General features: G+C 51.7%; 23 protein-coding genes. 12 read left to right on the top strand and 11 right to left on the bottom strand.

Features of this window, described 5'->3' with window-relative positions:
• Positions 1–142: 142 nt before the first annotated feature.
• From galM to modE, 6 genes are all read right to left on the bottom strand, one after another.
• Positions 143–1,183, bottom strand: coding sequence for a galactose-1-epimerase (gene galM / locus ATB02_RS13585; RefSeq protein WP_105271740.1), 1,041 nt, complete (start codon positions 1,181–1,183; stop codon positions 143–145).
• Positions 1,177–2,325, bottom strand: a complete 1,149-nt coding sequence (gene galK, locus ATB02_RS13580) for a galactokinase (protein ID WP_000053408.1) — start codon at positions 2,323–2,325, stop codon at positions 1,177–1,179. The genes galM and galK overlap by 7 nt, the downstream gene beginning before the upstream one ends.
• Positions 2,326–2,328: 3 nt before the next feature.
• Positions 2,329–3,375 (bottom strand): galactose-1-phosphate uridylyltransferase, encoded by a 1,047-nt coding sequence (galT, locus tag ATB02_RS13575; protein ID WP_105271739.1) that lies wholly within the window; start codon positions 3,373–3,375, stop codon positions 2,329–2,331.
• A 9-nt stretch (positions 3,376–3,384) separates the two neighbouring features.
• A complete protein-coding gene (galE, locus tag ATB02_RS13570; protein ID WP_001265443.1) occupies positions 3,385–4,401 on the bottom strand; it encodes a UDP-glucose 4-epimerase GalE in 1,017 nt (338 codons plus the stop codon).
• Positions 4,402–4,662: 261 nt separating this feature from the next.
• Positions 4,663–6,135 carry a molybdate ABC transporter ATP-binding protein ModF gene (gene modF, locus ATB02_RS13565; protein WP_105271738.1) on the bottom strand — a complete coding sequence of 491 codons (1,473 nt, stop codon included), beginning with the start codon at positions 6,133–6,135 and terminating at the stop codon, positions 4,663–4,665.
• A gap of 67 nt (positions 6,136–6,202) precedes the next feature.
• Complete coding sequence (modE, locus tag ATB02_RS13560; protein ID WP_001147432.1) at positions 6,203–6,991, bottom strand: molybdenum-dependent transcriptional regulator; 789 nt, start codon at positions 6,989–6,991, stop codon at positions 6,203–6,205.
• Between the two features lie 128 nt (positions 6,992–7,119).
• Here modE and acrZ point away from each other — a divergent pair, with 128 nt between their 5' ends.
• The 4 genes from acrZ (at position 7,120) to modC (ending at position 9,958) form a co-directional block, all read left to right on the top strand.
• Complete coding sequence (acrZ, locus tag ATB02_RS13555) at positions 7,120–7,269, top strand: multidrug efflux pump accessory protein AcrZ (protein WP_000891515.1); 150 nt, start codon at positions 7,120–7,122, stop codon at positions 7,267–7,269.
• Positions 7,270–7,434: 165 nt separating this feature from the next.
• Complete coding sequence (modA, locus tag ATB02_RS13545) at positions 7,435–8,208, top strand: molybdate ABC transporter substrate-binding protein (RefSeq protein ID WP_105271737.1); 774 nt, start codon at positions 7,435–7,437, stop codon at positions 8,206–8,208.
• Entirely contained in the window at positions 8,208–8,897 is a 690-nt protein-coding gene (gene modB, locus ATB02_RS13540; protein ID WP_000604034.1) for a molybdate ABC transporter permease subunit, read from the top strand. The genes modA and modB overlap by 1 nt, the downstream gene beginning before the upstream one ends.
• A gap of 2 nt (positions 8,898–8,899) precedes the next feature.
• Positions 8,900–9,958: a molybdenum ABC transporter ATP-binding protein ModC gene (gene modC / locus ATB02_RS13535; protein ID WP_000891654.1), complete on the top strand. Its 1,059-nt coding sequence runs from the start codon at positions 8,900–8,902 to the stop codon at positions 9,956–9,958.
• On the opposite strand, the gene ybhA is transcribed toward modC, so the two are convergent.
• Positions 9,959–10,777, bottom strand: coding sequence for a bifunctional pyridoxal phosphate/fructose-1,6-bisphosphate phosphatase (gene ybhA / locus ATB02_RS13530; protein WP_032302725.1), 819 nt, complete (start codon positions 10,775–10,777; stop codon positions 9,959–9,961).
• 154 nt (positions 10,778–10,931) lie between these two features.
• On the opposite strand from ybhA, the gene pgl reads away from it, so the two are divergent.
• Positions 10,932–11,927 (top strand): 6-phosphogluconolactonase, encoded by a 996-nt coding sequence (gene pgl / locus ATB02_RS13525; protein ID WP_000815435.1) that lies wholly within the window; start codon positions 10,932–10,934, stop codon positions 11,925–11,927.
• 40 nt (positions 11,928–11,967) lie between these two features.
• On the opposite strand, the gene ATB02_RS13520 is transcribed toward pgl, so the two are convergent.
• Positions 11,968–12,921 carry a LysR family transcriptional regulator gene (locus ATB02_RS13520; RefSeq protein WP_010361054.1) on the bottom strand — a complete coding sequence of 318 codons (954 nt, stop codon included), beginning with the start codon at positions 12,919–12,921 and terminating at the stop codon, positions 11,968–11,970.
• Positions 12,922–13,104: 183 nt separating this feature from the next.
• On the opposite strand from ATB02_RS13520, the gene ATB02_RS13515 reads away from it, so the two are divergent.
• From ATB02_RS13515 to ATB02_RS13505, 3 genes are all read left to right on the top strand, one after another.
• Positions 13,105–14,157: a 4-oxalomesaconate tautomerase gene (locus tag ATB02_RS13515; protein ID WP_105271736.1), complete on the top strand. Its 1,053-nt coding sequence runs from the start codon at positions 13,105–13,107 to the stop codon at positions 14,155–14,157.
• Positions 14,158–14,232: 75 nt separating this feature from the next.
• Positions 14,233–15,666 (top strand): anion permease, encoded by a 1,434-nt coding sequence (locus tag ATB02_RS13510; RefSeq protein WP_001036488.1) that lies wholly within the window; start codon positions 14,233–14,235, stop codon positions 15,664–15,666.
• A 181-nt stretch (positions 15,667–15,847) separates the two neighbouring features.
• Positions 15,848–18,109 carry a hydratase gene (locus tag ATB02_RS13505; protein ID WP_105271735.1) on the top strand — a complete coding sequence of 754 codons (2,262 nt, stop codon included), beginning with the start codon at positions 15,848–15,850 and terminating at the stop codon, positions 18,107–18,109.
• Between the two features lie 140 nt (positions 18,110–18,249).
• Here the strand turns inward: ATB02_RS13505 and ATB02_RS13500 are convergent, their stop codons facing one another.
• From ATB02_RS13500 to bioA, 3 genes are all read right to left on the bottom strand, one after another.
• Positions 18,250–19,533, bottom strand: coding sequence for a putative acyl-CoA thioester hydrolase (locus ATB02_RS13500; protein WP_105271734.1), 1,284 nt, complete (start codon positions 19,531–19,533; stop codon positions 18,250–18,252).
• 151 nt (positions 19,534–19,684) lie between these two features.
• Positions 19,685–20,161 carry a kinase inhibitor gene (locus ATB02_RS13490; protein ID WP_000767391.1) on the bottom strand — a complete coding sequence of 159 codons (477 nt, stop codon included), beginning with the start codon at positions 20,159–20,161 and terminating at the stop codon, positions 19,685–19,687.
• A gap of 58 nt (positions 20,162–20,219) precedes the next feature.
• The gene (gene bioA, locus ATB02_RS13485) at positions 20,220–21,509 is read right to left on the bottom strand and encodes an adenosylmethionine--8-amino-7-oxononanoate transaminase (RefSeq protein WP_105271733.1); all 1,290 of its coding nucleotides are present in this window, start codon (positions 21,507–21,509) and stop codon (positions 20,220–20,222) included.
• A gap of 86 nt (positions 21,510–21,595) precedes the next feature.
• Between bioA and bioB the strand changes: the two genes are divergently transcribed.
• From bioB to bioD, 4 genes are read left to right on the top strand one after another with little or no spacing between them, the layout of a single operon-like run.
• Positions 21,596–22,636 (top strand): biotin synthase BioB, encoded by a 1,041-nt coding sequence (bioB, locus tag ATB02_RS13480; RefSeq protein WP_000951213.1) that lies wholly within the window; start codon positions 21,596–21,598, stop codon positions 22,634–22,636.
• A complete protein-coding gene (gene bioF / locus ATB02_RS13475) occupies positions 22,633–23,787 on the top strand; it encodes an 8-amino-7-oxononanoate synthase (RefSeq protein ID WP_105271732.1) in 1,155 nt (384 codons plus the stop codon). The genes bioB and bioF overlap by 4 nt, the downstream gene beginning before the upstream one ends.
• Positions 23,774–24,529: a malonyl-ACP O-methyltransferase BioC gene (bioC, locus tag ATB02_RS13470; protein WP_000246780.1), complete on the top strand. Its 756-nt coding sequence runs from the start codon at positions 23,774–23,776 to the stop codon at positions 24,527–24,529. The genes bioF and bioC overlap by 14 nt, the downstream gene beginning before the upstream one ends.
• Positions 24,522–25,199: a dethiobiotin synthase gene (bioD, locus tag ATB02_RS13465; RefSeq protein ID WP_000044827.1), complete on the top strand. Its 678-nt coding sequence runs from the start codon at positions 24,522–24,524 to the stop codon at positions 25,197–25,199. Before bioC ends, bioD begins: the two co-directional genes overlap by 8 nt.
• The last annotated feature ends 452 nt before the right edge of the window (positions 25,200–25,651 follow it).

The raw sequence follows: 25,651 nt of genomic DNA, 5'->3' as shown, positions 1-25,651 counted from the left end.
GCAACGGCAATGCTTACGCATAACCATAGCGAAAATAGTGTCGCAGTGTAAGGTTGTTGTGAATATTGAGTTGCAAATATGTCGGTGTTTGCTGGTGATTTGAGCAATATAAGGATAAAGCCCTCATTACGAGGGCTTAAAGTTATTCAGCAATAAACTGATATTCAGTCAGGCTGGAATACTCTTCGCCAGGACGCAGGAAACAGTCCGGTTGCGGCCATTCAGGGTGGTTTGGGCTGTCCGGCAGAAACTCGCTTTCCAGAGCCAGTCCCTGCCAGTCAGCGTAAGGTTCGGTTCCCCGTGACGGCGTGCCACCAAGGAAGTTGCCGGAGTAAAATTGCAGAGCCGGAGCGGTGGTGTAGACCTTCAGCTGCAATTTTTCATCTGCTGACCAGACATGCGCCGCCACTTTCTTGCCATCGCCTTTGGCCTGTAACAAGAACGCATGATCGTAACCTTTCACTTTGCGCTGATCGTCGTCGGCAAGAAACTCACTGGCGATGATTTTGGCGCTGCGGAAATCAAAAGATGTTCCGGCGACAGATTTCAGACCGTCGTGCGGAATGCCGCCTTCATCAACCGGCAGATATTCGTCCGCCAGAATCTGCAACTTGTGATTGCGCACGTCAGACTGCTCGCCGTCGAGGTTGAAATAGACGTGATTAGTCATATTCACCGGGCAAGGTTTATCAACCGTGGCGCGATAAGTAATGGAGATACGGTTATCGTCGGTCAGACGATATTGCACCGTCGCGCCGAGATTACCCGGGAAGCCCTGATCGCCATCATCTGAACTCAGGGCAAACAGCACCTGACGATCGTTCTGATTCACAATCTGCCAGCGACGTTTGTCGAACCCTTCCGGGCCGCCGTGCAGCTGGTTAACGCCCTGACTTGGCGAAAGCGTCACGGTTTCATCGTCAAAGGTATAACGACTATTGGCGATACGGTTTGCATAACGACCAATAGAGGCCCCCAGAAACGCGGCCTGATCCTGATAGCATTCCGGGCTGGCGCAGCCGAGCAGCGCCTCGCGGACGCTGCCATCGGAAAGCGGAATACGGGCGGAAAGTAAAGTCGCACCCCAGTCCATCAGCGTGACTACCATCCCTGCGTTGTTACGCAAAGTTAACAGTCGGTACGGCTGACCATCGGGTGCCAGTGCGGGAGTTTCGTTCAGCACTGTCCTGCTCCTTGTGATGGTTTACAAACGTAAAAAGTCTCTTTAATACCTGTTTTTGCTTCATATTGTTCAGCGACAGCTTGCTGTACGGCAGGCACCAGCTCTTCCGGGATCAGCGCGACGATACAGCCGCCAAATCCGCCGCCGGTCATGCGTACGCCACCTTTGTCGCCAATCACAGCTTTGACGATTTCTACCAGAGTGTCAATTTGCGGCACGGTGATTTCGAAATCATCGCGCATAGAAGCATGAGACTCCGCCATCAACTCGCCCATACGTTTCAGGTCGCCTTGCTCCAGTGCGCTGGCTGCTTCAACGGTACGGGCGTTTTCAGTCAGGATATGACGCACGCGTTTCGCCACGATCGGGTCCAGTTCATGTGCAACAGCGTTGAACTCCTCAATAGTGACATCGCGCAGGGCTGGCTGCTGGAAGAAACGCGCGCCGGTTTCGCACTGTTCACGACGGGTGTTGTATTCGCTGCCAACCAGGGTACGTTTGAAGTTACTGTTGATGATGACGACAGCCACACCTTTCGGCATGGAAACCGCTTTGGTGCCCAGTGAGCGGCAATCGATCAGCAAGGCATGATCTTTTTTGCCGAGCGCGGAAATCAGCTGATCCATGATCCCACAGTTACAGCCAACAAACTGGTTTTCTGCTTCCTGGCCGTTAAGTGCGATTTGTGCGCCGTCCAGCGGCAGATGATAAAGTTGCTGCAATACGGTTCCGACCGCGACTTCCAGTGAAGCGGAAGAACTTAGCCCTGCACCCTGCGGCACATTGCCGCTGATCACCATGTCCACACCGCCAAAGTTGTTGTTACGCAGTTGCAGATGTTTCACTACGCCACGGACATAGTTAGCCCATTGATAGTTTTCATGTGCGACAATAGGCGCATCAAGGGAAAACTCGTCAAGCTGATTTTCATAATCGGCTGCCATCACGCGAACTTTACGGTCATCGCGTGGTGCACAACTGATCACGGTTTGATAATCAATCGCGCAGGGCAGAACGAAACCGTCGTTGTAGTCGGTGTGTTCACCAATCAAATTCACGCGGCCAGGCGCCTGAATGGTGTGAGTGGCAGGGTAGCCAAATGCGTTGGCAAACAGAGATTGTGTTTTTTCTTTCAGACTCATTTCTTACACTCCGGATTCGCGAAAATGGATATCGCTGACTGCGCGCAAACGCTCTGCTGCCTGTTCTGCGGTCAGGTCTCGCTGGGTCTCTGCCAGCATTTCATAACCAACCATAAATTTACGTACGGTGGCGGAGCGCAACAGAGGCGGATAAAAGTGCGCGTGCAGCTGCCAGTGTTGATTCTCTTCGTCATTGAATGGCGCGCCGTGCCAGCCCATAGAGTAGGGGAAGGAGCACTGGAAGAGGTTGTCATAACGACTGGTCAGCTTTTTCAACGCCAGCGCCAAATCGCTGCGCTGGGCGTCGGTCAAATCGGTGATCCGCAAAACGTGGGCTTTGGGCAGCAGTAGCGTTTCGAACGGCCAGGCAGCCCAGTAAGGCACAACGGCTAACCAGTGTTCGGTTTCGACAACGGTACGGCTACCGTCTGCCAGCTCGCGCTGAACATAATCCACCAGCATTGGTGATTTCTGCCCGGCGAAATATTCTTTTTGCAGGCGGTCTTCGCGCTCAGCTTCGTTAGGCAGGAAGCTATTTGCCCAAATCTGTCCGTGCGGATGCGGGTTAGAGCAGCCCATCGCCGCGCCTTTGTTTTCAAAGACCTGCACCCACGGGTATGTTTTCCCCAGTTCTGCGGTTTGCTCCTGCCAGGTTTTGACGATTTCCGTCAATGCCGCAACGCTCAGTTCTGGCAGCGTTTTACTGTGATCCGGTGAAAAGCAGATCACCCGGCTGGTACCGCGCGCGCTCTGACAACGCATCAAAGGATCGTTGCTTTCTGGCGCATCTGGCGTGTCAGACATCAAGGCCGCAAAGTCATTAGTGAAAACGTAAGTCCCGGTGTAATCGGGGTTTTTATCGCCTGTCACCCGCACATTACCTGCGCAGAGGAAGCAATCTGGATCGTGCGCAGGTAACACCTGTTTGGCTGGCGTTTCCTGCGCCCCCTGCCAGGGGCGCTTAGCGCGGTGCGGTGAAACCAGAATCCATTGCCCGGTGAGCGGGTTGTAGCGGCGATGTGGATGATCAACGGGATTAAATTGCGTCATGGTCGTTCCTTAATCGGGATATCCCTGTGGATGGCGTGACTGCCAGTGCCAGGTGTCCTGCGCCATTTCATCGAGTGTGCGCGTCACGCGCCAGTTCAGTTCACGGTCGGCTTTGCTGGCGTCCGCCCAGTAGGCCGGAAGGTCGCCCTCGCGACGCGGTGCAAAATGATAGTTAACCGGTTTGCCGCAGGCTTTGCTGAAGGCATTAACCACGTCCAGCACGCTGCTGCCTACGCCAGCGCCGAGGTTGTAGATGTGTACGCCTGGCTTGTTCGCCAGTTTTTCCATCGCCACGACGTGACCGTCCGCCAGATCCATTACGTGGATGTAATCGCGTACGCCAGTACCGTCTTCGGTCGGATAATCGTTACCAAAAATCGCCAGCGAGTCGCGACGGCCTACAGCAACCTGGGCGATGTATGGCATCAGGTTATTCGGAATACCTTGCGGATCTTCGCCCATATCACCCGACGGATGCGCGCCAACCGGGTTGAAATAGCGCAGCAGGGCAATGCTCCAGTCCGGCTGGGCTTTTTGCAGATCGGTGAGGATCTGTTCCACCATCAGCTTGCTTTTGCCGTAAGGACTTTGTGGCGTGCCGGTCGGGAAGCTTTCAACGTATGGAATTTTGGGCTGATCGCCATAAACGGTGGCGGAGGAGCTGAAGATAAAGTTTTTGACGTTAGCGGCGCGCATGGCGCTAATCAGGCGCAGGGTGCCGTTGACATTGTTGTCGTAATATTCCAGCGGTTTTTGTACCGATTCGCCAACGGCTTTCAGCCCGGCGAAGTGGATCACGGTGTCGATAGCGTGATCGTGCAGGATCTCAGTCATCAACGCTTCGTTACGGATATCGCCTTCAACAAACGTTGGATGTTTGCCGCCTAAACGCTCGATAACAGGCAGTACGCTGCGCTTACTGTTACAGAGGTTATCAAGAATGATGACATCATGACCGTTTTGCAGTAATTGCACACAGGTATGACTTCCAATGTAACCGCTACCACCGGTAACCAGAACTCTCATAATTCGCTCCATTAGGCTTATGGTATGAAATAACCATAGCATAACAAAGATGCGAAAAGTGTGACATGGAATAAATTAGTGGAATCGTTTACACAAGAATATAGCCGTTTTTTATGCGCGATTAAGTGATTATAAAACAGAGGGTTTATGAATGATTGCGCTTTTTATCTGAAAAAAAGACGCGGTTTCATGCCTGCATGCGTCAAACCGTTGGCCGGATAACACGTTTACGCCGCCTCCGGCACGGTCAGCACTACCGACTCAGTTTATTTTTGTCAGCGCATAGCGATAAAAGTCACCGTCCGGCACGAACTCAAGACGATGGGTAATACAGGCAGGCGCATCTTCAGCGTGGTGCGAAACAAACAACAATTGCGTTTCACCTTCGCTAATCAGCACATCAACAAAACGGCGGATAAGCTGGCGATTGAGCGGATCAAGCCCCTGTAGTGGTTCATCGAGAATAAGCAACGTCGGATGTTTCACTAGCGCACGGACGATCAGCGCCAGACGCTGCTGTCCCCAGGAAAGACTATGGAAAGGAGCGTCAGCCGTGCGTTTATCAATGCCGAGAATATCCAGCCACTGCTGCACCAGTTTTTGCTGGCGATCCGAAACGGCCTGATAAATGCCAATCGAATCAAAATAGCCAGAAAGAATCACATTACGCACAGTAGTGCTGACCCGGTAATCCAGATGCAAACTACTGCTGACGTAACCGATATGCTTTTTGATATCCCAGATGGTTTCGCCGCTGCCGCGACGTCGTCCGAAAAGTGTTAAATCGTTGCTGTAACCTTGCGGATGATCGCCTGTAATCAGGCTTAATAGCGTCGATTTTCCCGCGCCATTTGGCCCGACAATTTGCCAGTGTTCGCCTGGATTCACCTGCCAGATAAGGTTATTAAGAATGGGGCGATCGTTATAAGAAACCACGCCGTTGTTCAGCACAATGCGCGGTTCGTTGGCGGGTAAGGCGTGACGTGCTGAAGGTTCATCTGGCTCCGGCAGTTGCACACCTTCAAGCTGTTCGCTATGCGCCAGTTGCGCGACGAGTGCTTGTTGGAGCAGTTCCTCTTTAGCACCAGTTTCCGCTAACGTGCAATCCGCCAGCACACCAGCAAACTGGACAAATTCCGGGATCTCATCGAAGCGATTGAGCACCAGTACCAGGGTAATACCGGCCTGATGTAACGAGGCGAGTCGCTCAGCCAGCTGCTGACGTGAGGCAACATCAAGGCCATCGAACGGCTCATCAAGAATCAACAAGTCAGGCTCCGACATCAGCGCCTGACACAGCAGGGTTTTTCGCGTCTCGCCAGTGGAAAGGTATTTAAAGCGTCGGTCGAGGAGGGGGGTAATACCGAACTGCTGCGCCAGCTGCGCACAACGCTGTGCATCCTTAATTTCATCCTGAATGATTTCAGCCGTAGTGCGTCCGGTGTCATCTTCGCCAGGGCCGAGCATATCGGTGTTATTCCGTTGCCATTCGTCGCTGACGAGCTTTTGCAATTGCTCGAAGGAGAGACGAGTGATGTGGGAAAACTGACTTTGTTGTTCACCTTTCAAAAGCGGAAGTTCCCCCGCCAGCGCGCGGGCTAGCGCCGACTTCCCGCTTCCATTCGAACCGACAAACGCCCAACTATCACCCGCGTTTAACGTTAGCTGAGACAATTGCAGCGTTTTTGTGTCGCTAAGACGAAACGTGCCTTGCAAAATTTGCAACGATGACATTTTATATCCCATTTTTTGCAGCGATTACTGACAGGGATACGTGTTTCATAACAAATTGTCAACATGCTTAGCAAAGCGTAGCGATAATCACGCTGTCGGCGTTAAAGTAAGCCGTGGCATTCTGCCCTTGTTCAAGAGAAGCTGCTTCATTTATCGGCACCGTGGCGCACAGAGTTTGCCCGTCAGGTAACGCCATTAATACTTCGCACTGTTCTGCACCGCGCTCTATATGACGAATAATGCCCGGCAATTGGTTGTCGGCACCCTGGGCGACAGTGTCATCCTGAGTAATGTTCACCCACGGCGCTTTCAGCAGAATCAACACTTCTTTGCCTTCATCCAGTCCCAGACGTGCGCCACTTTGTGCGGTAATCGCGACTTTAAGGCGTGTTTTGCCATCGGCCAGTAAGACATCAACATGTTGTTGAATGTCATCATGATCGCGGGCGGTGATGGTGCCAAACCACTGGTTACGGGCACTGGTCTGCAGTGAAAAACGTGAGATCGCGGCCAGCAGGCTGTTCAGCGGCAAGGCGTCATCGTCACTTAACACATCAAAGGCTTTTTGCTGGATTTGCGCCAGTAAATCATAGAGCTGAATCAGTCGCTGACCATAGCGGGTCAGTACTGCGCCGCCGCCACCTTTACCGCCTGTTGCGCGCTCAACCAGAATATGCTCACTTAACTGATTCATCTCGTTAATGGCATCCCAGGCGCTTTTATAGCTGATACCGGCATCTTTCGCTCCCTGGCTAATGGAACCGGAAAGCGCAATGTGTTTTAGTAACGAAATGCGGCGCGGGTCGGCGAATAATTTTTGTTGGAGCTTAAGGGTGAGAAGGATTTCGGCCTGCATAACAATGTCCTGGCAAAAGTCTTATTGTGACGGAAAACGAACGCCACGCAAAGCTGACCGCACAAAAGGGGAGTGCTTTTCTGTGCTTAGCGGTTAGAATAGTCTCATGACTATATCTGGAGTTGACCATGTTAGAGTTATTAAAAAGTCTGGTATTCGCCGTAATCATGGTACCTGTCGTGATGGCCATCATCCTGGGTCTGATTTACGGTCTTGGTGAAGTATTCAACATCTTTTCTGGTGTTGGTAAAAAAGACCAGCCCGGACAAAATCATTGATTCTCTGAATGCCCGCTTAGTCGGGCATTTTCTTTTTCTCAACTTCCTGCTTTTCCTGCCGATATTTTTTTCATCAACCTCACAAAGGTTAGCAATAACTGCTGGGAAAATTCTGAACTTGCCGTTATATTGTCGCCTACATAACGTTACATTAAGGGGTTACCAATGGCTCGTAAATGGTTGAACTTGTTTGCCGGGGCGGCACTCTCTTTCGCTGCTGCTGGCAATGCACTGGCAGATGAAGGGAAAATCACGGTATTCGCCGCCGCATCACTGACTAACGCAATGCAGGACATTGCTACGCAGTATAAAAAAGAGAAAGGTGTGGATGTGGTTTCTTCTTTCGCTTCGTCATCTACTCTCGCCCGTCAGATTGAAGCGGGAGCGCCTGCGGATCTGTTTATCTCTGCCGATCAGAAATGGATGGATTATGCGGTTAATAAAAAAGCGATCGATACAGCTTCGCGCCAGACACTGCTCGGCAATAGCCTGGTCGTTGTAGCACCGAAAGCCAGCGAGCAGAAAGATTTCTCCATTGACAGCAAAACCAACTGGACTTCGCTGCTGAATGGCGGTCGCCTGGCGGTTGGTGATCCGGAACATGTTCCCGCTGGCATTTATGCAAAAGAAGCACTGCAAAAACTGGGCGCATGGGATACGCTCTCCCCGAAACTGGCTCCGGCGGAAGATGTTCGTGGCGCGCTGGCGTTGGTCGAACGCAATGAAGCGCCGCTGGGTATTGTTTACGGTTCTGACGCAGTTGCCAGCAAAGGGGTAAAAGTGGTTGCCACCTTCCCGGAAGATTCACATAAAAAAGTGGAATATCCGGTTGCTGTTGTGGAAGGACATAACAATGCGACAGTAAAAGCATTTTATGATTATCTGAAGGGACCGCAGGCTGCGGAAATTTTTAAACGCTACGGATTTACAACCAAGTAATGATACTGACCGATCCAGAATGGCAGGCGGTTTTATTAAGCCTGAAAGTTTCTTCCCTGGCTGTGCTGTTTAGCCTGCCGTTTGGGATCTTTTTTGCCTGGTTACTGGTGCGTTGCACATTTCCGGGCAAAGCTCTACTCGACAGCGTACTGCATCTACCGCTGGTGTTACCGCCCGTGGTCGTCGGTTACTTGTTATTAGTTTCGATGGGACGGCGCGGATTTATCGGTGAACGTCTGTATGACTGGTTTGGCATTACCTTCGCCTTTAGCTGGCGTGGCGCGGTTCTTGCTGCCGCCGTAATGTCGTTTCCGTTGATGGTGCGGGCAATTCGTCTGGCGCTGGAAGGGGTTGATGTCAAACTGGAACAGGCCGCAAGAACATTGGGGGCAGGGCGCTGGCGCGTGTTCTTTACTATCACGTTACCGCTGACCTTACCGGGAATTATCGTCGGTACGGTACTGGCATTCGCTCGTTCGCTTGGTGAGTTTGGGGCAACGATCACCTTTGTTTCTAACATTCCTGGCGAAACGCGAACCATTCCTTCAGCCATGTATACCCTGATCCAGACCCCCGGCGGGGAAAGTGGTGCGGCGAGACTGTGCATTATCTCTATTGCGCTGGCGATGATCTCCCTGTTGATTTCTGAATGGCTGGCCAGAATCAGCCGTGAACGGGCGGGGCGCTAATCATGCTGGAACTGAATTTTTCCCAGACGTTGGGCAATCATTGCCTGGCCATTAATGAAACGCTGCCCGCCAATGGTATCACCGCTATCTTTGGTGTCTCCGGAGCTGGAAAAACCTCGCTGATTAATGCCATCAGTGGGCTGACACGTCCGCAAAAAGGGCGGATTGTCCTCAATGGTCGGGTACTAAATGACGCCGAAAAAGGGATCTGCCTTTCGCCAGAAAAGCGTCGCGTTGGTTATGTGTTTCAGGATGCGCGGCTGTTTCCGCATTACAAAGTACGTGGAAATCTGCGCTACGGCATGGCGAAAAGCATGGTCGATCAGTTCGATAAGCTGGTGGCGCTTTTAGGCATTGAACCGTTGCTTGACCGTTTACCGGGCAGCCTGTCCGGAGGCGAAAAACAGCGTGTGGCAATTGGCCGGGCATTGCTGACGGCACCGGAATTGCTGTTACTGGATGAACCACTGGCCTCGCTGGATCTTCCGCGAAAACGCGAGCTATTGCCTTATCTGCAACGGTTGACGCGGGAAATCAACATTCCAATGCTCTATGTCAGCCATTCGCTGGATGAGATCCTCCATCTGGCAGACCGAGTGATGGTACTGGAAAATGGCCAGGTGAAAGCGTTCGGTGCGCTGGAAGAAGTCTGGGGCAGTAGCGTGATGAATCCATGGCTGCCGAAAGAGCAACAAAGCAGCATTCTGAAAGTAACGGTACTGGAACATCATCCGCGTTACGCGATGACCGCGCTGGCGCTGGGCGATCAGCATTTGTGGGTTAATAAGCTGGATGAACCGCTGCAAGCCGCGCTACGCATCCGCATCCAGGCTTCCGATGTTTCTCTGGTTTTACAACCGCCGCAACAAACCAGCATCCGCAATGTGCTGCGCGCCAAAGTCGTCAATAGCTATGACGACAACGGTCAGGTGGAAGTGGAATTGGAAGTCGGCGGTAAAACGCTGTGGGCGCGAATAAGCCCGTGGGCCAGGGATGAACTGGCGATCAAACCTGGCCTATGGCTATACGCGCAAATTAAAAGTGTCTCGATAACCGCCTGATTAAATCAGGTGGTTATAAATGAACTGGGCGATGCTGTCGGTGGTGTTATCACCAATCACAATGTTGGCACGCGCTTTTACTGCGTCATCAGCGTTGCCCATCGCCACGCCTGTACCAGCGGCTTCCAGCATACTGATATCATTAAAATTATCGCCGAATGCGACGACGTTTTCCATCGACCAGCCTTGCGCCTCAACCCATTTCGTCAGGCGTTTACCTTTGCTGTTACCACCGCGGGCAATATCAACCTGATCGTGCCAGGACCATTCACACTCCAGTCCCAATTCATGTTCAACATGCTTACCAAAATGCTGCAATTGCGGCAGGTCATCGTGTGTCAGGGCGAACTTCCATACTGCGTTAACTTCCTGCGCTGTCTCGGCCAGTGAAGCAACCTGGGTAAAGGTCGGACGCTGTTCCGGCGGCAGGGTTTGCGCCCAGTTAGACGTGCGAATGACATGCCCGGTCGGGTGCTCATAGACCATTGCATCATCCACATACATCAGACCGTGAATGTGGTGTTCATTCAGCATCTCAATGAGTTGCAGGGCTTTATTAACGGGCATTGGATCGGCTTCAAGCACTGTTTTTGCATGATAATCATACAAATAGGTGCCATTACAGCAAATAGCAGGTGTATCCAGCGCCAGCGCCTGATAAAAAGGATGAATAGCGACGTGATGGCGGCCCGTGACGATGATTAATTGATAGCCTGCTTCGCGAGCGCGGGCCAGGGCTTCTATCGATGAAGGAAGCAAGGTTTTTTTCGGGGTCAATAAGGTGCCGTCTAAGTCGAGTGCAATCACGCGTGTGGTCATGGCGTATTCCAGATTAAGGTTAAGAATTTTCGTCTGCGCGAATGGTACACCGATACCACTATCGGACAAAATTCTGCGTTTTAATTCAGCATTCACCGCCAAAAGCGACTAATTTTAGCTGTTACAGTCAGTTGCTAAATGCAAAGGAGCATTCATGAAGCAAACAGTTTATATCGCCAGCCCTGAGAGCCAGCAAATTCACGTCTGGAACCTGAATCATGAAGGCGCACTGACGCTGACACAGGTTGTCGATGTGCCGGGGCAGGTGCAGCCGATGGTGGTCAGCCCGGACAAACGTTATCTCTATGTTGGTGTTCGCCCTGAGTTTCGCGTCCTGGCGTATCGTATCGCCCCGGACGATGGCGCACTGACCTTTGCCGCAGAGTCTGCGCTGCCGGGTAGTCCGACGCATATTTCCACCGATCACCAGGGGCAGTTTGTCTTTGTAGGTTCTTACAATGCGGGTAACGTGAGCGTAACGCGTCTGGAAGATGGCCTGCCAGTGGGCGTCGTCGATGTGGTCGAGGGGCTGGACGGTTGCCATTCCGCCAATATCTCACCGGACAACCGTACGTTGTGGGTTCCGGCATTAAAGCAGGATCGCATTTGCCTGTTTACGGTCAGCGATGATGGTCATCTGGTGGCGCAGGACCCTGCGGAAGTGACTACCGTTGAAGGGGCCGGCCCGCGTCATATGGTATTCCATCCAAACGAACAATATGCGTATTGCGTCAATGAGTTAAACAGCTCAGTGGATGTCTGGGAACTGAAAGATCCGCACGGCAATATCGAATGTGTCCAGACGCTGGATATGATGCCGGAAAACTTCTCCGATACCCGTTGGGCGGCTGATATTCATATCACCCCGGATGGTCGTCATTTATACGCCTGCGACCGTACCGCCAGCCTGATTACCGTTTTCAGCGTTTCGGAAGATGGCAGCGTGTTGAGTAAAGAAGGCTTCCAGCCAACGGAAACCCAGCCGCGCGGCTTCAATGTTGATCACAGCGGCAAGTATCTGATTGCCGCCGGGCAAAAATCTCACCACATCTCAGTTTACGAAATTGTCGGCGAGCAGGGTCTACTGCATGAAAAAGGCCGTTATGCGGTCGGGCAGGGGCCAATGTGGGTGGTGGTTAACGCACACTAACCGCTGATTCACCCGGCGCAGTATCTCCTGCGCCGGAGTATTACCCCATTTCCTGTAACGCATGTCTTTGGCGTTCGACGATATTGGTCCACAAGTTGTCTTTATCGTCAGTCCACAAATTAATCAGCAAGGCAAAAAAGCGTTCTGCTGCCGGAGAAAGTACGGCATCTTTGCGGCGAATAATCCCCAATGTCCGACGTATAACGGGTTCCACCAGCGGGATACCAATAATGGAAGAATAGGGCGCATGGGGCATTGCAAGACCAGGAAGCGCTGAAATCCCCAGTCCCGCCTCTACCAGTCCTAATGACGTCGAAAGATGACGCACTTCGTAAAACCAGTCCAGCTTCCAGGGCTTGTCGGCCAGCTGTTGTTCTATCAAAAGTCGGTTGCCGCTGGAGGAGCGCACGCCAATCATTTTGTAACCTACTAACTCCTGCCATTCTACAAGCTGCTTTTTGGCCAATGGATGGTCACGCCGACAGGCCAGCACAAACGGCTCGTTGACCAGTGGGGTAAAATCAATGGATGAATTTGTGACGTTGTTCATGTTTATGCCAAAGTCTGATTCGTTACACAGCACCGATTCCATGCAATTATTCGTGCCTTGTTCCAGAATCCGCACTTTAATATTGGGATACAGCTCATTAAATTTACCGATTGCCAGTGGTAAAAAATAAAATACTGCGGTCGGAATACACGCTAACGTCACCATACCACGATGATAAGCATTCATATCACGAATATTAAAAAGCGTTTCATCGAATTTCTTTATTAATTCCCGCGCCTCCGGGAGCAACCTTTTTCCTGCTTTTGTTAACGTAACCTTGCGAGTTGTACGCTCAAATAGTTGAATATGTAAATCCTCTTCCATCTTTTTTATTCTTCGCGTTAATGCAGGTTGCGTAATATTGAGTAATTTAGCAGCATTGTTAAATGAACTGGACTCTGCCAGTATGACAAATGCCTTCATACTTGATAATTCATGCTTCATTATTACTCCGAAAAATGGATGCGACGATTTTGGATGACAGGCCGTTAAAAATTTTAACTGCATTTAGCCAACTTAAATTAATGAAAAAATGTTATTAATCGTTGAGCTAAAGTCATTAGAGATGCTTTGCCCTTAATGTAACCATATCGCAATAAGTTATGTTTTTAAATTGAGGGCATTATTATGAAAAAAATACCCTGCGTGATGATGCGAGGTGGAACCTCGAGGGGCGCGTTCCTGTTAGCGGAACATCTACCCGAAGATCAAACGCAGCGCGATAAAATATTGATGGCAATTATGGGTTCCGGTAACGATCTGGAAATAGACGGTATTGGCGGCGGTAATCCGCTGACCAGTAAAGTGGCTATTATTAGTCGTTCCGACGATCCGCATGCTGATGTCGATTATCTGTTTGCTCAGGTTATCGTCCATGAGCGGCGTGTCGATACGACACCAAACTGCGGCAATATGCTGTCTGGCGTTGGGGCATTTGCTATTGAAAATGGTTTGATTGCAGCGACTTCGCCAGTTACCCGCGTACGTATCCGCAACGTCAATACGGGTACGTTCATCGAAGCTGATGTGCAAACGCCAAATGGTGTTGTCGAGTACGAGGGTAACGCTAGAATTGACGGCGTACCGGGTACTGCCGCACCGGTTGCGCTCACTTTCCTGAATGCCGCTGGAACCAAAACCGGAAAAGTTTTCCCGACTGATAATCAGATCGATTATTTTGACGATGTCCCGGTGACCTGTATCGATATGGCGATGCCAGTCGTCATTATTCCGGCTGAATATCTGGGAAAAACAGGCTATGAATTACCGACGGAACTGGATGCCGACAAAGCATTATTAGCCCGCATTGAATCTATCCGTCTACAAGCGGGTAAAGCAATGGGCTTAGGCGATGTCAGTAATATGGTTATCCCTAAACCTGTGCTTATTTCTCCTGCGCAGAAAGGCGGGGCAATTAATGTGCGTTATTTTATGCCGCATTCTTGCCATCGCGCGCTGGCGATAACCGGTGCTATTGCTATTTCCAGTAGTTGTGCATTGGAAGGCACCGTCACCCGACAAATCGTCCCTTCTGTAGGATACGGCAATATCAATATTGAACACCCCAGTGGTGCACTCGACGTTCATTTAAGTAATGAAGGTCAGGATGCCACGACGTTACGCGCATCTGTTATTCGGACAACCAGAAAAATATTTTCCGGTGAAGTTTATCTTCCCTGAAAATATTCGTTGTCAGGATAAGGACAATCAATAAAGGACTTCTGTATAAGTCATACAGAAAGAACAGGATTTTAAATGAATAAAAAATCGTTATGGAAGCTAATTCTGATATTAGCGATCCCATGTATTATTGGCTTTATGCCAGCTCCGGCAGGATTAAGCGAACTGGCGTGGGTGCTTTTTGGTATTTACCTGGCGGCCATTGTGGGGCTGGTTATCAAGCCTTTCCCGGAACCTGTCGTACTGTTAATTGCCGTTGCTGCCTCCATGGTGGTGGTCGGTAATTTATCCGATGGTGCATTTAAGACTACCGCCGTATTAAGCGGTTACTCTTCAGGTACCACCTGGCTGGTATTCTCGGCGTTTACCTTAAGTGCCGCATTTGTGACCACAGGGTTAGGTAAACGTATTGCCTATTTATTGATTGGCAAAATTGGTAGCACTACCCTGGGGCTGGGTTACGTTACGGTATTCCTCGATCTGGTACTGGCTCCGGCAACACCGTCTAACACCGCGCGTGCGGGCGGCATTGTGTTACCGATCATCAACAGCGTGGCGGTGGCTTTGGGGTCAGAACCTGAAAAAAGCCCACGTCGTGTTGGACATTACCTGATGATGTCCATTTACATGGTTACTAAAACCACCAGCTATATGTTCTTTACTGCAATGGCGGGGAACATTCTGGCGCTGAAAATGATCAATGATATTCTGCACCTACAAATTAGTTGGGGTGGATGGGCGCTTGCTGCTGGATTGCCGGGCATCATTATGCTGCTGGTCACTCCGCTGGTGATTTACACCATGTATCCGCCAGAAATTAAGAAAGTGGATAACAAAACCATCGCCAAAGCGGGCCTTGCTGAACTGGGGCCGATGAAAATCCGCGAAAAAATGCTGCTAGGTGTCTTTGTGCTGGCGCTGTTGGGCTGGATTTTCAGTAAAACGCTCGGGGTAGATGAATCCACTGTGGCAATCGTTGTTATGGCGACCATGCTGCTGCTGGGGATCGTTACCTGGGAAGACGTGGTGAAAAATAAAGGCGGCTGGAATACCTTAATCTGGTACGGCGGTATTATCGGCTTAAGCTCCTTATTATCGAAAGTTAAATTCTTCGAATGGTTAGCTGAAGTCTTTAAAAATAACCTGGCATTTGACGGTCATGGTAACGTAGCTTTCTTCGTTATTATTTTCCTTAGCATCATCGTGCGTTATTTCTTTGCTTCCGGTAGTGCCTATATCGTTGCCATGTTACCGGTATTTGCCATGCTGGCGAACGTCTCCGGTGCACCGTTAATGTTAACTGCGCTGGCGCTGCTTTTCTCCAACTCCTATGGCGGCATGGTTACTCACTATGGCGGTGCGGCAGGTCCGGTCATCTTTGGCGTGGGTTACAACGATATTAAATCCTGGTGGTTGGTCGGTGCGGTACTGACGATATTAACCTTCCTGGTACATATCACCCTCGGCGTGTGGTGGTGGAATATGCTGATCGGCTGGAACATGCTGTAAATATACTCGTCATACTTAAAGTTGCATGTGCTGCGTCTGCGTTCGCTCACCCCAGTCACTTACTTATGTAAGCTCCTGGGATTCACTCGCTTGTCGCCTTCCTGCAACTCGAATTATTTAGAGTATATCCATTTATTATCTTTCTGCGCACTTTCCGGTGCGCAGATATCTGGAGCATTTGATGATCAAGTTATCTGAAAAAGGCGTGTTTCTCGCCAGTAATAACGAAATAATTGCCGAAGAACATTTCAGCGGCGAAATTAAAAAAGAAGAAGCCAAAAAAGGCACTATTGCCTGGTCTATTCTCTCTTCTCATAATACGTCCGGAAATATGGACAAACTTAAAATTAAGTTTGATTCATTAGCCTCTCACGATATTACCTTTGTTGGTATTGTACAGACCGCTAAAGCGTCCGGTATGGAACGTTTCCCGCTGCCGTATGTGCTGACCAACTGCCATAACTCACTCTGCGCCGTCGGCGGCACCATTAACGGTGATGACCATGTTTTTGGTTTATCGGCAGCGCAGCGTTATGGCGGTATTTTTGTGCCTCCACATATTGCGGTCATCCATCAATATATGCGTGAGATGATGGCAGGAGGCGGCAAAATGATCCTCGGGTCAGACAGCCACACCCGTTACGGTGCATTAGGGACAATGGCAGTCGGTGAGGGTGGCGGTGAGTTGGTAAAACAGCTGCTTAATGATACCTGGGATATCGATTATCCGGGCGTGGTCGCGGTGCATCTAACCGGAAAACCTGCGCCGTATGTGGGGCCGCAGGATGTGGCGCTGGCGATCATCGGTGCCGTGTTCAAAAACGGCTACGTCAAAAACAAAGTGATGGAGTTCGTGGGTCCCGGTGTTGCGGCGCTCTCTACCGATTTCCGTAACAGCGTTGACGTGATGACCACTGAAACTACCTGTTTAAGTTCTGTCTGGCAAACTGATGAAGAAGTTCATAACTGGCTGGCGCTGCACGGTCGCGGCCAGGATTATTGTCAGCTTAACCCTCAACCGATGGCGTACTACGATGGCTGCATCAGCGTTGATTTGAGTGCCATCAAACCAATGATTGCGCTGCCGTTCCACCCGAGCAACGTGTATGAAATCGACATGCTGAACCAGAACCTGACTGACATTCTGCGTGAGATTGAAATTGAGTCCGAACGCGTGGCGCACGGTAAAGCCAAACTCTCGCTGCTGGATAAAGTGGAAAATGGTCGCCTGAAAGTGCAGCAGGGGATTATCGCGGGCTGTTCTGGCGGTAACTACGAAAACGTCATCGCGGCGGCGAATGCACTGCGCGGTCAATCCTGTGGCAATGACACCTTCTCGCTGGCGGTTTATCCGTCATCACAGCCGGTGTTTATGGATTTAGCCAAAAAAGGCGTGGTAGCAGATTTGATTGGCGCAGGCGCAATCATCAGAACCGCGTTCTGCGGCCCATGCTTTGGCGCGGGCGATACGCCAATCAACAACGGTTTGAGTATTCGCCACACCACGCGTAACTTCCCGAACCGCGAAGGCTCTAAGCCAGCCAATGGGCAGATGTCAGCGGTGGCGTTGATGGACGCTCGTTCTATCGCTGCGACTGCGGCAAACGGTGGCTATTTAACCTCTGCCAGCGAGCTGGATTGCTGGGACAACGTGCCGGAGTACGCCTTCGATGTAACGCCGTATAAAAACCGTGTTTATCAGGGCTTTGTGAAAGGGGCGACCCAGCAACCGCTGATTTACGGACCGAACATTAAAGACTGGCCGGAATTGGGGGCGCTGACTGACAATATCGTCCTCAAAGTGTGCTCGAAGATCCTCGACGAAGTCACCACCACCGACGAACTGATTCCTTCCGGTGAAACCTCTTCTTATCGTTCAAATCCGATTGGTCTGGCGGAGTTTACCCTGTCACGCCGCGATCCAGGTTATGTTGGCAGAAGTAAAGCGACTGCTGAGCTGGAAAATCAGCGTCTGGCGGGCAATGTCAGCGAGCTGACAGAGGTGTTTGCGCGCATTAAGCAGATTGCTGGTCAGGAGCATATTGATCCGCTGCAAACTGAAATTGGCAGCATGGTCTATGCGGTGAAACCAGGCGATGGTTCTGCGCGTGAGCAGGCGGCGAGCTGCCAGCGTGTGATTGGCGGTCTGGCGAATATTGCCGAGGAATACGCGACTAAACGCTACCGTTCTAACGTCATCAACTGGGGGATGTTACCGCTGCAAATGGCGGAAGCACCAACGTTTGAAGTGGGGGATTACATTTACATCCCTGGCATTAAAGCGGCGCTGGATAATCCGGGTACGACGTTTAAAGGTTATGTGATCCATGAAGATGCGCCGGTAACAGAGATTACGCTCTATATGGAAAGTCTGACTGCTGAAGAGCGCGAGATTATCAAGGCGGGTAGTTTGATTAACTTCAATAAAAACCGTCAGATGTAAAAAGCGCCATGTGAATGTAGGTCGCATCCGGCACTTATTGTCGGATGCGATGCTGACGTATCTTATCTGACCTACGAATCGCATCGAACTGTAGGCCGGATAAGGCGTTTACGCCGCATCCGGCAAAAAGTTAATCGCTTTTACTTCTTCGCCTCTGCAACCACTTTGCTACCCACGCCGCGGTTATTGTATTCCCACATGCGGTTGTAGTTAGTGTCATTCAGATTACGCTGTACTTCGTCGTTATCATCAACGTTGCCAGTATTACCCGCAAACGGACGATTGGAAATCACCGCATCGGCCCACGGTTTAGCCGTGTTAAAACCTTCGTTGATGGCGCTATCACGGATCACCACCTGACCGTTGGTATTGGCATCAACATCCAGCGAGCGGCCCAGTTGCGCCACGCCATCACCGGAAGCATTGAAGCGGCTGTTTACGGCGAGGAAACCGTAATAGATGTTAGACAGCGTAGCCGGTGCAAACACATACGCTTCTTGCTGAGTACGTGAGTTCACCACGCGGAATTCGGTATTATCGAACACCACTGCGCCGCGACCAGAAACGATATCCACATCCCCTTCAATGTAACTGTTGGTCACCAGAGTACGCGGCTGACGGTTGGTTTCCAGACGGTTTTGCACACCACTGTTGGTGACAAAGAATGTATTCTGACGACCGAGAATGTTGACGTTATTGATCTGCACTTTGTCGCCATCAGTACGCAGTGCCACCGCCGGATGGTTACCCGCATCTACGCTATCACCCAGCGTGTTTTCGATGGTCAGGTTTTGCAGTTGCAGGCCGTTGTTTTGTGACCAGAAGACCGCAGAGCAGAGAACGCCGATACTGTCGCTGCGTTTGCTCTGGCAGCTATCGTACATATACCACGCTGGTTTACCTGGCATATATTTGCCGCGCGGGTTGACGTCGTGACGCCAGTCGGCAGGGCTCATGCTCCCATCAAGGGAAAGCCCAATCTTCACATCAATCGGTTTTTCACCTGTGCCGTACAGAGTAATTCCACCCGGAGCGGCAGGGACATACACCGTTCCCTGATATTCACCAGGCATCACGGCAATATACTGGCGCTTATTGGTGCGCTTGATAATTGCCGCATCTACCGCCGCCTGAATCGTGGTATGCGTTACACCTTGAGTACCCGCCGGGCCGACAACAAAGTCAGGTTGCGCAGGCAGGGTAATCGGGGAAGGATTCCACGCTGCCGCACCTGGTGTCAGGGATGCAAAATAGTGTTGAGCATCGAAATTCTGCGCTTCTTTTGCCGACAGAATCGGGCGAGAAGAGGTACCAGGCGCGGTTTGATCAGAAGGACGTTGATCGGGCGGTGTTGAGCTACAGGCGGTCAGCGTCACGCCAAAAGCCAATGCCAGCGCCAGACGGGAAACTGAAAATGTGTTCACAGGTTGCTCCGGGCTATGAAATAGAAAAATGAATCCGTTGAAGCCTGCTTTTTTATACTAACTTGAGCGAAACGGGAAGGTAAAAAGACAAAAAGTTGTTTTTAATACCTTTAAGTGATACCAGATGGCATTGCGCCATCTGGTTGAGCAATTAACTAAACATCGCAGTAATCGAGGCGCTTGCCAGAGAGTGGAAATGGACGTTAAACCCGACCATCGCGCCGCTGGCACCTTCATCGACATCAATACGTTCTACATCCAGCGCGTGAACGGTAAAAATGTAGCGATGGGTTTCGCCTTTCGGCGGCGCTGCGCCATCGTATCCGGTTTTACCAAAGTCGGTACGCGTCTGCAAAACGCCGTCTGGCATTGCTACCAGACCAGATCCAAACCCTTGCGGTAATACGCGGGTATCAGCGGGTAAATTAACAACTACCCAGTGCCACCAGCCGGAGCCGGTTGGCGCATCCGGGTCGTAGCAGGTGACGACAAAACTTTTCGTTCCCGCAGGAACATCATCCCACGCCAGATGCGGTGAAATATTATCGCCATCGTAACCCATGCCGTTAAAGACATGACGATGCGGCAGCTTATCGCCATCGCGTAAATCATTACTGATGAGTTTCATGAACCCTCCTTTCTAGTTTGCAGAAAGTGTAGCCAGAAACCCTCACGCTGACTTCCCGTTATTGGCAAAAAAATGTTTCATCCTGTACCGCGCGGTTAACCGCTGTGGTCAGGCGCAGCAACTGTTGCGGGCTAATAATATAGGGCGGCATCAGGTAAATCAGTTTGCCAAATGGTCGGATCCAGACACCGTGTTCGACAAAGAATTTTTGCAGCGCTGCCATATTCACCGGACGAGTGGTTTCGACCACGCCAATCGCTCCCAGCACGCGCACATCGGCAACCATTTCGGCGTCACAGGCGGGGGCAAGTTGCTCGCGTAGCTGCCCTTCAATAGCCGCCACCTGATGCTGCCAGTCGCCAGATTCGAGAATCGCCAGGCTGGCGTTTGCTGCTGCGCAGGCCAGTGGATTGCCCATAAAGGTTGGCCCGTGCATAAAGCATCCGGCTTCGCCGTTGCTGATAGTTTCAGCCACCTCGCGTGTAGTGAGCGTGGCGGAAAGGGTCATCGTACCGCCGGTTAAGGCTTTACCGAGGCACAAAATGTCCGGCGCGATCCCCGCATGTTCGCAGGCAAACAGTTTGCCGGTACGACCAAAACCGGTGGCTATCTCGTCCGCAATCAGCAAGATACCTTCACGATCGCACATTTTGCGGATTCGTTTTAACCATTCCGGATGGTAGATGCGCATTCCGCCAGCGCCCTGAACAATCGGTTCAATGATCACCGCCGCGATTTCATGACGATGCGCCGCCATCAGACGTGCGAAGCCCACCATATCGCGTTCATCCCATTCGCCATCCATGCGGCTTTGCGGCGCGGGAGCAAACAGGTTTTCTGGCAGATAGCCTTTCCACAGGCTGTGCATTGAGTTGTCTGGATCGCACACCGACATCGCGCCAAAGGTATCGCCATGATAACCATTGCGGAAGGTCAGAAAACGCTGGCGCGCTTCGCCTTTGGCTTGCCAGTACTGCAACGCCATTTTCATCGCCACTTCCACCGCTACGGAGCCGGAGTCCGCGAGAAAAACGCATTCCAGCGGTTGCGGCGTCATTGCCACCAGTTTGCGGCACAGCTCGATGGCGGGCGCATGGGTGATACCGCCAAACATCACATGCGACATGGCATCAATTTGCGACTTCATTGCCGCATTGAGCTGCGGGTGGTTGTAGCCGTGGATTGCCGCCCACCAGGACGACATACCGTCAATCAGGCGTCTGCCGTCAGACAAAATCAGCTCGCAACCTTCGGCGCTCGCCACCGGATAAACCGGTAGCGGGGAGGTCATGGATGTGTATGGGTGCCAGATATGGCGTTGGTCAAAGGCAAGATCGTCCGTTGTCATAATCGACTTGTAAACCAAATTGAAAAGATTTAGGTTTACAAGTCTACACCGAATTAACAACAAAAAACACGTTTTGGAGAAGCCCCATGGCTCACCGCCCACGCTGGACATTGTCGCAAGTCACAGAATTATTTGAAAAACCGTTGCTGGATCTGCTGTTTGAAGCGCAGCAGGTGCATCGTCAGCATTTCGATCCTCGTCAGGTCCAGGTCAGCACTTTGCTGTCGATTAAAACCGGAGCTTGTCCGGAAGATTGCAAATATTGCCCGCAAAGCTCGCGCTATAAAACCGGGCTGGAAGCCGAGCGGTTGATGGAAGTTGAACAGGTGCTGGAGTCGGCGCGAAAAGCGAAAGCGGCGGGATCGACACGTTTCTGTATGGGCGCGGCGTGGAAGAATCCCCACGAACGCGACATGCCCTATCTGGAGCAGATGGTGCAGGGGGTAAAAGCGATGGGCCTGGAGGCGTGTATGACGCTGGGCACGTTGAGTGAATCTCAGGCGCAGCGCCTCGCGAACGCCGGGCTGGATTACTACAACCACAACCTCGACACCTCGCCGGAGTTTTACGGCAATATCATCACCACACGCACTTATCAGGAACGTCTCGACACGCTGGAAAAAGTGCGTGATGCCGGGATCAAAGTCTGTTCAGGTGGCATTGTAGGCTTAGGCGAAACGGTAAAAGATCGCGCCGGATTATTGCTGCAGCTGGCAAACCTGCCGACGCCGCCGGAAAGCGTACCAATCAACATGCTGGTGAAGGTGAAAGGCACGCCGCTGGCGGATAACGATGATGTCGATGCCTTTGATTTTATTCGCACTATTGCAGTCGCGCGGATCATGATGCCGACCTCTTACGTGCGCCTTTCTGCCGGACGCGAGCAGATGAACGAACAGACTCAGGCGATGTGCTTTATGGCTGGCGCAAACTCGATTTTCTACGGTTGCAAATTGCTGACCACACCGAATCCGGAAGAAGATAAAGACCTGCAACTGTTCCGCAAACTGGGGTTAAATCCGCAGCAAACCGCCGTGCTGGCGGGCGATAACGAACAACAGCAACGTCTTGAACAGGCGCTGATGACCCCGGACACTGACGAATATTACAACGCGGCAGCACTATGAGCTGGCAGGAGAAAATCAACGCGGCGCTCGATGCGCGGCGTGCTGCCGATGCCCTGCGTCGCCGTTATCCGGTGGCGCAAGGGGCCGGTCGCTGGCTGGTGGCGGATGAATGCCAGTATCTGAACTTTTCCAGTAACGATTATTTAGGTTTAAGCCATCATCCGGACATCATTCGTGCATGGAAGCAGGGTGCGGAGCAATTTGGCGTCGGTAGCGGCGGTTCCGGTCACGTCAGCGGTTATAGCGTGGCGCATCAGGCGCTGGAAGAAGAACTGGCCGAGTGGCTGGGCTATTCGCGGGCACTGCTGTTTATCTCTGGTTTTGCCGCTAACCAGGCAGTCATTACCGCGATGACGGCGAAAGAGGACCGTATTGTTGCCGATCGGCTGAGTCACGCCTCATTGCTGGAAGCTGCCAGTTTAAGCCCGTCGCAGCTTCGCCGTTTTACCCATAACGATGTCGCTCATCTGGCGCGACTGCTTGCTTCACCCTGTCCGGGGCAGCAACTGGTGGTGACAGAAGGCGTGTTCAGCATGGACGGCGATAGTGCGCCACTGGCGGAAATCCAGCAGGTAACGCAACAGCACAATGGCTGGTTGATGGTCGATGATGCCCACGGCACGGGGGTTATCGGTGAACAGGGGCGCGGCAACTGCTGGCTGCAAAAGGTAAAACCAGAATTGCTGGTGGTGACTTTTGGCAAAGGATTTGGCGTCAGCGGGGCAGCGGTGCTTTGCTCCGATACGGTGGCGGATTATCTACTGCAATTTGCCCGCCATCTTATTTACAGCACCAGTATGCCGCCCGCTCAGGCGCAGGCATTACGTGCGTCGCTGGCGGTCATTCGCTGTGATGAGGGTGATGCACGGCGCGAAAAACTGGCGGCACTCATTACGCGTTTTCGTGCCGGAGTACAGGATTTGCCGTTTACGCTTGCTGATTCATACAGCGCCATCCAGCCATTGATTGTCGGTGATAACAGCCGTGCGTTACAACTGGCAGAAAAACTGCGCCAGCAAGGCTGCTGGGTCACGGCGATTCGCCCGCCAACCGTACCCGCTGGTACTGCGCGACTGCGCTTAACGCTAACCGCCGCGCATGAAATGCAGGATATCGACCGTCTGCTGGAGGTGCTGCATGGCAACGGTTAATAAACAAGCCATTGCAGCGGCATTTGGTCGGGCAGCCGCACATTATGAGCAACATGCGGATCTACAGCGCCAGAGTGCTGACGTCTTACTGGCAATGCTCCCACAGCGTAAATACACCCACGTACTGGATGCGGGTTGTGGACCTGGCTGGATGAGTCGCCACTGGCGGGAACGTCACGCGCAGGTGACAGCGTTAGATCTCTCGCCGCCAATGCTTGTTCAGGCACGCCAGAAGGATGCCGCAGACCATTATCTGGCGGGAGATATCGAATCCCTGCCGTTAGCGACTGCAACCTTCGATCTTGCATGGAGCAATCTCGCGGTGCAGTGGTGCGGTAATTTATCCACGGCACTTCGCGAGCTGTATCGCGTGGTGCGCCCCGGAGGCGTGGTCGCGTTTACCACGCTGGTGCAGGGATCGCTCCCTGAATTGCATCAGGCGTGGCAGGCGGTGGACGAGCGCCCGCATGCTAATCGCTTTTTACCGCCAGATGAAATCGAACAGTCGCTGAACAGCGTGCATTATCAACATCATATTCAGCCCATCACGCTGTGGTTTGCTGATGCGCTCAGTGCCATGCGTTCGCTGAAAGGCATCGGTGCCACGCATCTTCATGAAGGGCGCTACCCACGAATATTAACGCGTTCGCAGTTACAGCGATTGCAACTGGCCTGGCCGCAACAACAGGGGCGATATCCTCTGACGTATCATCTTTTTTTGGGAGTGATTGCTCGTGAGTAAACGTTATTTTGTCACCGGAACGGATACCGAAGTGGGGAAAACTGTCGCCAGTTGTGCACTTTTACAAGCCGCGAAGGCAGCAGGTTATCGGACGGCAGGTTATAAACCGGTCGCCTCTGGCAGCGAAAAGACCCCGGACGGCTTACGTAATAGTGACGCGCTGGCGTTACAGCACAACGGCAGCCTGCAGCTGGATTACGCAACGGTAAATCCTTACACCTTCGCAGAACCCACTTCGCCGCATATCATCAGCGCGCAAGAGGGCAGGCCGATAGAATCATTGGTAATGAGCGCCGGATTACGCGCGCTTGAACAACAGGCTGACTGGGTGTTAGTGGAAGGTGCTGGCGGCTGGTTTACGCCGCTTTCTGACACTTTCACTTTTGCGGATTGGGTAACACAGGAACAACTGCCGGTGATACTGGTAGTTGGTGTGAAACTCGGCTGTATTAATCACGCGATGTTGACGGCACAGGCAATACAACACGCCGGACTCACTCTGGCGGGTTGGGTGGCGAATGATGTCACGCCTCCTGGAAAACGTCACGCTGAATATATGACCACGCTCACCCGCATGATTCCCGCGCCGCTGCTGGGCGAAATTCCCTGGCTTGCAGAAAATCCAGAAAATGCGGCAACCGGAAAGTACATAAACCTTGCCTTGTTGTAGCCATCCTGTATTTGGTTAAATTGCGAGCGAGATCGCGTCTTCGGTTGACTGCAATTTAACCAATTAAATTCTAAAATAATCACGAAAAAAATTTTACTTCCGCATCATGCGGTGAATGTGGGAATTGCCCAGGCGGCGGGGGATAGGGGCTGCAGACAGTTATCCACTATTCCTGTGGATAACCATGTGTATTAGAGTTAGAAAACACGAGGCAAGCGAGAGAATACGCGGCTTGCACGCGAATTGGCGTTAAAGACGGCTCAAAGAAATATCTTTTATTTTTTAACTGGTTAGATAATTGCAATGGCAGTCACTGAAGAGGCATCTCTTGCCATAAAACTGTCATCACTCATCTTGACAAATGTTAAAAAAGCCGTTGCTTTGGGGATAACCCCGTAAGGCCGGAGTTTTATCTCGCCACAGAGTAAATTTTGCTCATGATTGACAGCAGA

Source organism: Escherichia sp. MOD1-EC5189 (assembly GCF_002966045.1).
GTDB lineage: Bacteria > Pseudomonadota > Gammaproteobacteria > Enterobacterales > Enterobacteriaceae > Escherichia > Escherichia coli_F.
This window is presented reverse-complemented; position numbering and strand designations above follow the sequence as displayed.

Excerpts from the sequence above, each read along its gene's own strand:
- ATB02_RS13505 (WP_105271735.1), top strand. The coding sequence starts at position 15,848 with ATGATCAAGTTATCTGAAAAAGGCGTGTTTCTCGCCAGTAATAACGAA.
- ATB02_RS13510 (WP_001036488.1), top strand. The coding sequence starts at position 14,233 with ATGAATAAAAAATCGTTATGGAAGCTAATTCTGATATTAGCGATCCCA.
- modC (WP_000891654.1), top strand. The coding sequence starts at position 8,900 with ATGCTGGAACTGAATTTTTCCCAGACGTTGGGCAATCATTGCCTGGCC.
- modA (WP_105271737.1), top strand. The coding sequence starts at position 7,435 with ATGGCTCGTAAATGGTTGAACTTGTTTGCCGGGGCGGCACTCTCTTTC.
- ATB02_RS13515 (WP_105271736.1), top strand. The coding sequence starts at position 13,105 with ATGAAAAAAATACCCTGCGTGATGATGCGAGGTGGAACCTCGAGGGGC.
- galE (WP_001265443.1), bottom strand. The coding sequence starts at position 4,401 with ATGAGAGTTCTGGTTACCGGTGGTAGCGGTTACATTGGAAGTCATACC.
- ATB02_RS13520 (WP_010361054.1), bottom strand. The coding sequence starts at position 12,921 with ATGAAGCATGAATTATCAAGTATGAAGGCATTTGTCATACTGGCAGAG.
- pgl (WP_000815435.1), top strand. The coding sequence starts at position 10,932 with ATGAAGCAAACAGTTTATATCGCCAGCCCTGAGAGCCAGCAAATTCAC.
- ybhA (WP_032302725.1), bottom strand. The coding sequence starts at position 10,777 with ATGACCACACGCGTGATTGCACTCGACTTAGACGGCACCTTATTGACC.
- bioF (WP_105271732.1), top strand. The coding sequence starts at position 22,633 with ATGAGCTGGCAGGAGAAAATCAACGCGGCGCTCGATGCGCGGCGTGCT.
- bioA (WP_105271733.1), bottom strand. The coding sequence starts at position 21,509 with ATGACAACGGACGATCTTGCCTTTGACCAACGCCATATCTGGCACCCA.
- bioB (WP_000951213.1), top strand. The coding sequence starts at position 21,596 with ATGGCTCACCGCCCACGCTGGACATTGTCGCAAGTCACAGAATTATTT.
- ATB02_RS13490 (WP_000767391.1), bottom strand. The coding sequence starts at position 20,161 with ATGAAACTCATCAGTAATGATTTACGCGATGGCGATAAGCTGCCGCAT.
- galT (WP_105271739.1), bottom strand. The coding sequence starts at position 3,375 with ATGACGCAATTTAATCCCGTTGATCATCCACATCGCCGCTACAACCCG.
- galK (WP_000053408.1), bottom strand. The coding sequence starts at position 2,325 with ATGAGTCTGAAAGAAAAAACACAATCTCTGTTTGCCAACGCATTTGGC.
- modB (WP_000604034.1), top strand. The coding sequence starts at position 8,208 with ATGATACTGACCGATCCAGAATGGCAGGCGGTTTTATTAAGCCTGAAA.
- bioC (WP_000246780.1), top strand. The coding sequence starts at position 23,774 with ATGGCAACGGTTAATAAACAAGCCATTGCAGCGGCATTTGGTCGGGCA.
- modE (WP_001147432.1), bottom strand. The coding sequence starts at position 6,991 with ATGCAGGCCGAAATCCTTCTCACCCTTAAGCTCCAACAAAAATTATTC.
- modF (WP_105271738.1), bottom strand. The coding sequence starts at position 6,135 with ATGTCATCGTTGCAAATTTTGCAAGGCACGTTTCGTCTTAGCGACACA.
- acrZ (WP_000891515.1), top strand. The coding sequence starts at position 7,120 with ATGTTAGAGTTATTAAAAAGTCTGGTATTCGCCGTAATCATGGTACCT.